Source organism: Embleya sp. NPDC005575 (assembly GCF_040605455.1).
Lineage (GTDB): Bacteria > Actinomycetota > Actinomycetes > Streptomycetales > Streptomycetaceae > Embleya.
The window spans coordinates 42,475-49,840 of the sequence record NZ_JBEXCV010000046.1 but is presented as its reverse complement, the minus strand read 5'-3'; the positions used below and the strand labels follow the sequence as shown (position 1 = coordinate 49,840).

4 protein-coding genes are annotated in these 7,366 nt (G+C 66.6%); all 4 read left to right on the top strand.

Annotation, left to right across the window (positions count from 1 at the left end):
- The first annotated feature begins 382 nt into the window (after positions 1 to 382).
- The 4 genes from ABZS54_RS17895 to ABZS54_RS17880 all read left to right on the top strand — a co-directional run bounded on the left by ABZS54_RS17895 (position 383) and on the right by ABZS54_RS17880 (position 7,107).
- Positions 383 to 2,278, top strand: a complete 1,896-nt coding sequence (locus tag ABZS54_RS17895; RefSeq protein ID WP_355536271.1) for a RiPP maturation radical SAM C-methyltransferase — start codon at positions 383 to 385, stop codon at positions 2,276 to 2,278.
- A 55-nt stretch (positions 2,279 to 2,333) separates the two neighbouring features.
- The gene (locus ABZS54_RS17890; protein WP_355536268.1) at positions 2,334 to 2,987 is read left to right on the top strand and encodes a DUF5825 family protein; all 654 of its coding nucleotides are present in this window, start codon (positions 2,334 to 2,336) and stop codon (positions 2,985 to 2,987) included.
- Positions 2,988 to 3,084: 97 nt separating this feature from the next.
- Positions 3,085 to 5,268 carry a prolyl oligopeptidase family serine peptidase gene (locus tag ABZS54_RS17885; RefSeq protein WP_355536265.1) on the top strand — a complete coding sequence of 728 codons (2,184 nt, stop codon included), beginning with the start codon at positions 3,085 to 3,087 and terminating at the stop codon, positions 5,266 to 5,268.
- A gap of 15 nt (positions 5,269 to 5,283) precedes the next feature.
- Positions 5,284 to 7,107: a S9 family peptidase gene (locus ABZS54_RS17880; RefSeq protein ID WP_355536262.1), complete on the top strand. Its 1,824-nt coding sequence runs from the start codon at positions 5,284 to 5,286 to the stop codon at positions 7,105 to 7,107.
- Positions 7,108 to 7,366: the final 259 nt, after the last annotated feature.

Genomic DNA, 7,366 nt, shown 5'->3' with positions numbered 1-7,366 from the left:
ACCCGCTGGGCGGCGAGGACGACGAGAAGAACCCGCCGATCACCATCTCCGTCAGCTGAAATCCCGAAGGGTGTGAGTCCCATGGCACGGAAGATTACGGTCGAGAACGACCCGCTGGGCGGCGAGGACGACGAGAAGAACCCGCCGATCACCATCTCCGTCAGCTGAAATCCCGAAGGGTGTGAGTCCCATGGCACGGAAGATCACGATCGAGAACGACCCGCTGGGCGGCGAGGACGACGAGAAGAACCCGCCGATCACCATCTCCGTCAGCTGAAATCCGCATCACCCTGGGGCCGTCGCGCTGAGCGGCGGCCCCAGGAGCTTCCAACGCGGCTCGAACTCATGGGCCTTTCTATGAGCCAGCTGGAGGGAATACACCGTGCGCGTCGTGTTGATCAATATGCCATGGGCGTCGATAGACGTCCCATCACTTGCTCTCGGAATCCTTAAGAACCGAGTAGCCAAGGTGTTTCCCGAGGTCGACGTCGAGGTTGTCCACGCCAATCTCGACTTCGTCGACTGGGTCACCGACCGGATGGAGTTCTTCGGGCGGGACTACCTCTACTACTCCCTGTTCACCTACTTCCAGGGGTGCGGTGACTGGGTATTCTCGTCGGCACTCTACGACGACCCGAAGTGGCGGCTCTCCGAATTCCGTGAGCGCCACGAGGAGTCGATGAAACCAGCTGAGATAGAACTCAACGTGCGGCTCCACGAGCTGGTCCCGGAGTTCGTCGACGAGCTGGCGCGGCGCGTCGTCGCACTCGCTCCGGACATCGTCGGCTTCACCTCGACGTTCCAGCAGAACACCGCATCGCTGGCAGCAGCCAAGCGCGTCAAGCTGTTGTCCCCGAAAACGGTGACCATCCTCGGCGGGGCGAACTGCGACGGTGCGCAGGGCGAGGCGCTGCACCGAAACTTCGACTTCGTCGACTTTGTCGCCCGAGGCGAGGGCGAGGCGGCATTCCCCCAGTTCATCGAGGCGGTTCGCGACGGCGCGCGGGACTTCGCCGGCGTACCCGGTCTGTGCTGGCGCGACACGGAGGGGACGCCAGTCGCGAACCCGATGAGTACCCGGCCGCTGCCGCCATCAGAGATCGAATCTCCTGACTACGACGGGTACTTCGAGCGGCTGTACTCGTCCGTGGCGCAGAACTGGGTGGAGCCCAAGCTGGTGCTCGAAGGGGCGCGTGGCTGCTGGTGGGGGGAGAAACACCACTGCACATTCTGCGGTCTCAACGGGTCGTTCATGGAGTTCCGCAGCAAGAGCCCGGTCCGCTTCTATGACGAGATGATCGACCTGGTGAAGCGTCACCAGGTCCTGGACATCTTCGTGGTCGACAACATCCTTGACATGGCATACGTCAAATCGGTGCTTCCGAGGATCATCGAGTCGGGCTACGACCTGCGAGTGCAGTACGAGATCAAGTCCAACATGCGCTACGAGCAGGTCGAGGTGCTCGCCAAGGCGGGGCTGCTGCACGTACAGCCGGGCATCGAGAGCCTGAACAGCCGGGTGCTCAAGCTGATGGACAAGGGCGTCACTGGCTGCCACAACGTGCGGTTGATGCGCGACGCGGAGACACTGGGCCTCACAGTGTCATGGAACTACCTCTACGGCTTCCCTGGCGAGACTGCGGCGGACTACCCGGATGAGATCGCGCAGATGCCGGCGCTGCACCACCTGTATCCGGCAGGCGGGACAAGCCGCATCGCGATAGAGCGGTTCAGTCCCTACTTCGACCGCCCGGAACTTGGCTTCGCCGAACTGCGGCCGGACAAGCAGTACTCACTCATCTACGACCTCCCGGAGCGCGAGCTCTTCGACCTGGCCTACCTCTTCGACGCACTGCCCCAGGGGATCGGCAGCGCCGAAGCCGCTGTGCTCGACACGGCTGTCGAGGAGTGGAAAGCGTCCTACGCCCACAGCAAGCTGACCTTCTGCGAGGTCGACGGCGCGATCGTGCTGGTAAGCCGCAGAAGCGGGTTCGACTGGACGGTGCTGACCCTCGCCGATCCACTGGAGCTGGCTGCCTTCCGACTGCTCAACCAACCGCGCACCCCCGAGGCATTGGCTCGCAAGCTCTCGGTCGATCAGGACGTGATCGTCGCCCTACTGGAACGCTGGCGCGCCTTGGGACTGGTTTTCACCGAGAGTGGCCACTACATCCAGGTGGCGGTGGAGGCGCGCAACCAGGACGTCCTACACATCGACCGCGCCGTGTTCCGCGCTGGGCGCCATGGTGCCGAGGCGGAGGAGTTGCTCCCCGTGTGAGAGCCGGCCCCTTGGCGCGAACACCTCTCCAAGTCCCTGCGGAAGGTGAACAGATATGACGCTCAAGACCACCCCACTCATCCTGGACCTGTGGCGCGGGCACGAGCCGGAGGTACTCGACCTTCCCGGCATGCGACTAGGCACGGCCGAAGTCGCCGCGGATGCGGCTGAGCAGGCCGCAGACGCCTACGCGCAGGGCGCCCGCCGCGTCACGATCCGCGAGCCCGTAGACCTGACGGGGCGTCAGGATGCCGTGGTGGCGATGCGAATCATGAACCTGGTCCGCGAACTCACCAGCTATGGCACCGTGGTGGATTGGCGTCTCGTACTCGGAGCGGACGACGTGGACGGGTGGCGCGCGCTGAGCCACCTGTACCCGCCATCGGCGCTCAGCGGGTTCGACGGTGCCGAGGCGGCGCTCAGCCAGTGGACCACTTCCTTCTATATATGCAAGTGCGTCTACCGACTTGGCCCAGGGTTCGTCCAGGTGCGCGACCGCCGCTACGGTTCCCTGCGCTGCTCCGTCATCGACGATCCCGCGTGGCTCTCTGTAATACACCTGTTCCTGGCCGGCGGGCCACGGGACGCAGCCCCCGAGCACATCGTCGCCGACTTTGAGGCCGACGGGCTGGTGGGCCGCGTCGCAGACCTGCTGTGGTGGATGCCCTACCGCGCACGACGCTGGCCATACCCGTCAACGGTTGTTTGATCCCGCGTCATCGGACCCCACGCAGGCCCCAGACATGACAGGCAGGACGGACATGGATGCCATTCGAGTGACGATCGCGCCATCCGCAGCGCGCCGGGTGATACATGTCGCAAAGGACAGGCCGCGGCCGCAGGTGCCCCCCCAACTGCCCACGTATCCGCCGGCCGAGCGGCTTGACTTGGTCGAGTCCATCCACGGCTACCAGGTCGCGGACCCGTACCGATGGCTGGAGAACCCGGCAGACCCCCGGACGGCGGCCTGGAGCAAGGCCCAGGACCGCTTGTTCGCCGAGCACCGGGGACAACTCGGTGAGCTTGGCCGCTTCCGCGAACTGACGCAGGATCTACTGGCGGCCGGCTGGGTCTCGTCCCCAGGCTGGCGCCGCAGCCGGCAGTTCTTCCTTCGCCGCGAGGCAGGGCAGGAGCATGCCGTGCTGCTCACTGCGGAGGCCGACGGGACGGAGCGGGTACTCGTCGACCCGATGGCCCTTGACCCAACCGGCCGCACCACCCTCGATGCCTACCAGCCCTCGCAGGAGGGGAATCTGCTGGCGTACCAGGTGTCCACTGGCGGCACCGAGGAAGCGTCCCTGCGGGTGATCAAGGTCGACACCGGAGAGACGGTGGACGACCCGATCGGCCGGCTGCGCTACTCCACGGTTGCCTGGCTCCCGGGCGAGCGGGCCTTCTACTACGTCCGCAAGCTCGACCCGGCCCTCGTCCCCGACGACGAGCGGCAGTACCACCGCCGGGTCTGGCTCCATCGCATCGGCACCGACCCGGCAGAGGACGTCATGGTCTTCGGCGAGGGCCTCGACAAGCGGAACTACTACAACGTGGCAGTCTCGCTGGGCGGCCACTGGCTCACTGTAGGCGTCTCCACCGGCACCGCGCCGTGCAATGACGTGTGGATCGCGGACCTCCGGCCGCACGAGGCAGCCGAGCCACTGGAGCGCCCCCGGTTCCGGGCCGTTCAGGAGGGAGTCGATGCCCAGACCCTCGTGCGCTTCGGCCGGCCCTCTACCGCTTTTGCCGACCGCGTCTACCTCAGCACCGACCGGCAGGCCCCACGGGGGCGGCTGTGCGTGGCCACGACTGCCGACCTCTCGTACGAGTCCTGGCAGGACCTCGTGCCGCAGGACCCGGAGGCGGTACTGGAGGACTACGCGATCCTCGATGGCGCGCTCATGACTCGGCCCTTTTTACTGGTCCGGTGGACCAGGCACGCCGTGGGAGAGATCACGGTGCACGACCTCGCCACAGGAGTCCCGCTGGACACCATCCCGATGCCCGGCCTCGGCTCGGTGGACTCGCTGAGTACCCGGCCGGAGGGCGGCCACGAAGCCTGGTTCAGCTTTACCGATTTCACCACGCCCCGCGGGGTGTACGTCTACGACGGCCGCACCGGCCAGGTCCGGCGTCATGCCTCGGCCCCGGGGCTGGTCCGGGTGCCGGCGGTCACTACACGTCAGGTCAGCTATGGGTCGGCGGACGGCACGATGGTGCGGATGTTCGTCATCGCTCCCGCCAACGCGATCGGCACCGCAAGCGAACCCATCGCACCGAGACCGGCCATCCTCAACGGCTACGGCGGCTTTGGCGTCTGCCTCACCCCCTCCTACGCCGCCCCGATGCTCGCCTGGGTCGAGGCCGGAGGTATCTACGCCGTTGCCAATCTGCGAGGCGGCGGTGAGGAGGGGGAGCAATGGCACCGCGAGGGAATGCTGGAGCACAAACAGAACGTCTACGACGACTTCCACGCCGCGGCCGACTGGCTCGTTGAACACGGCTGGACCACGCCTGACCAACTCGGCATCCACGGCGGCTCCAACGGAGGCCTGCTGGTCGGCGTCGCACTCACCCAGCATCCGGAGAAGTACCGCTCAGTGGTGTGCTCCGCCCCACTGCTCGACATGGCCAGATACGAGCGCTTCGGGCTCGGCGCGACCTGGGCGATGGAGTACGGGACGGCCTGCGACCCCGATCAGTTCGACTGGTTGCTCTCGTACTCGCCCTATCACAACGTCCGCGAAGGCGAGGAGTACCCGGCGGTGCTCTTCACGGTGTTCGAGGAGGACACCCGGGTCGATCCGCTGCACGCTCGCAAGCTCGCCGCCGCACTGCAGCACGCCACCGCCGGCAACAACCCTGTACTGCTGCGCCGCGAGCACGGCGTCGGGCACGGCGCAAGGGCACTGTCCCTGGCGGTCGAACTCTGCGCCGACACGCTGGCCTTCCACAGCGCACAGTTGGGCGGACCAGTCCGTGAACCAAAGGTTTGAGCAGGAGGGTACCCAGTGACCGATTTTCATTCCTTCGTGCCGGTCTGCCGCTATCAGCCGTCGCTCGTGTTCTCACCGGACGGCACGACTGTCGCATGCGCCAGCAACTTCTCAGGGCAGTACAACCTCTGGCTGCATCCGATCGCTGGAGGAAGGCCCCGACAGCTGACGCGCTTCACGGACCGAGCCGTCCGGCAGCTCGCATTCGCCCCGGACGGCAAGTCGCTGGTGTTCAGCGCCGACCACCGAGGCGGGGAACTCCGCCAGGTGTACACAGTGCCTGCGGACGGCGGCGAGCCGCACGCGCTGACCGCGGCACCGGACGCGGACCACCTGCTCGCGCGGGCCCCGTTCTCGCCCGATGGATCAACCATCGCCTACGCGGCCAACGACCGCGACCCGCTGGACCAAGACCTCATCCTGCTCAACCTCGCCTCCGGCGACACCCGGCGCTTCAAGGCTGTGCCGCAACTCGTGCTTGAACCGGTTGCCTTCTCGCCTGACGGCGCCACCCTGCTGGTGTTCGGCGAGCACACAACGGTGGACAGCGATCTGTACCGGCTGGGGACGGATCGGTTCGACGGCCCGCTGGAGTGCCTCACCGCACACACCGGCGAGGAACAGCACCGGCCCGGCGGCTGGCTGGGAAGGGCCACCCGGATCCACGAGATCAGCGACGCCGGCCGTGACCACATGGCGCTGCTTCTGAGCGACCTCGAACTCGGCACTGTCGAGCAGCACTCAGACGAGGAGTGGGACGTCGAATGCGCAGTTGTTTCCGCAGACGGGCGATCCGTTGCATGGGTCGTCAACGTTGACGGATCATCAGTAATCCGGGCTTGCCGCGACGGTGTCGAGTCGCCGACACCAGCCGTCCCGATTGGGCAGGTCAGCTGCCTGGCCATTTCCCCGGACGGGCGGTCCCTCGCCTTCCTGCTGGACACCGCGACCCGGCCCACCGAGTTGTGCACTGCGGACCTCCGCTCGTCGGAATTCCGTTTCCTCACCGACAACCGGCCGGCGGCGGCCCGGACACGGGCCGACCTGGTTGCGCCCGAGCTGGTCCGCTACCCCACGCACGACGGGCGGGCCATCCCCGCCTACGTGTACCGCCCCAGGGGCGAGGGTCCGTTCCCCGTGGTGCTCTCCGTGCACGGCGGTCCGGAAGAGCAGGAACGACCGATCTACCGATACGCGGGCCTGTACCAGTATCTGCTCGCCAACGGGATCGCTGTGCTGGCGCCCAACGTCCGCGGCTCCACCGGCTACGGGACGGCCTATCAGAAGCTGATCCATCGGGATTGGGGCGGCGGCGCACTGGGCGACCTGGAACAGGCTGCGCGCTACCTGCGCGGCGAGACATGGGTGGACCCCGAGCGGATTGCGGTGTTCGGGGGATCCTTCGGCGGCTTCGCCGCCCTGTCGTGCCTGTCGCGGCTGCCGCAGTACTGGGCTGCCGGCGTATCCGTGATGGGGCCGTCCGACCTGATCACCTTCGCCCGGTCCGCGCCGGCCACGTGGCGGCCGCTGATGACACGCTGGCTTGGCGACCCCGACACGGACGCTGAGCTACTCGCGGCGCAGTCGCCGATGACGCACATCGACCGGGTCGTGGCACCGTTGTTCGTGCTCCAGGGGGCTCAGGACAGACGGGTCGCCAGGGCGGAGAGCGACCAGATTGTGGCAGGCCTACGTTCGCGGGGCCTGGACGTGCGCTACGACGTGTACGGGGACGAGGGGCACGGATTCATGAAGCGCGAGAACGAGATTCAAGCGTGGTCCGATGTGGGCTACTTCTTGGTAGGAACCCTGAGGAGGCGGCACGTCCTATTGCAGTGAGGACTCTGCCGCACCGCGTCCGACCTACCGACCCACCGACGAGGTGGGGCATGACATGAGCCCGGGCGGCACTCTCATCGAGATCAACATGCCGTCCTGTGAGCCAGGATGCTGCACCGCGAGGCAGCGGACGTCCTCCCGAGCAGCATCCTTGTCCCAGCCGGCCTGGTTTCGCAGTTCTGTGTCCCGTACCCGGGCCTAGTTGTATTGCCCACGGAGGTTGGTGACGGATCGCACGGTGGGGTGATCTTGAACGAGT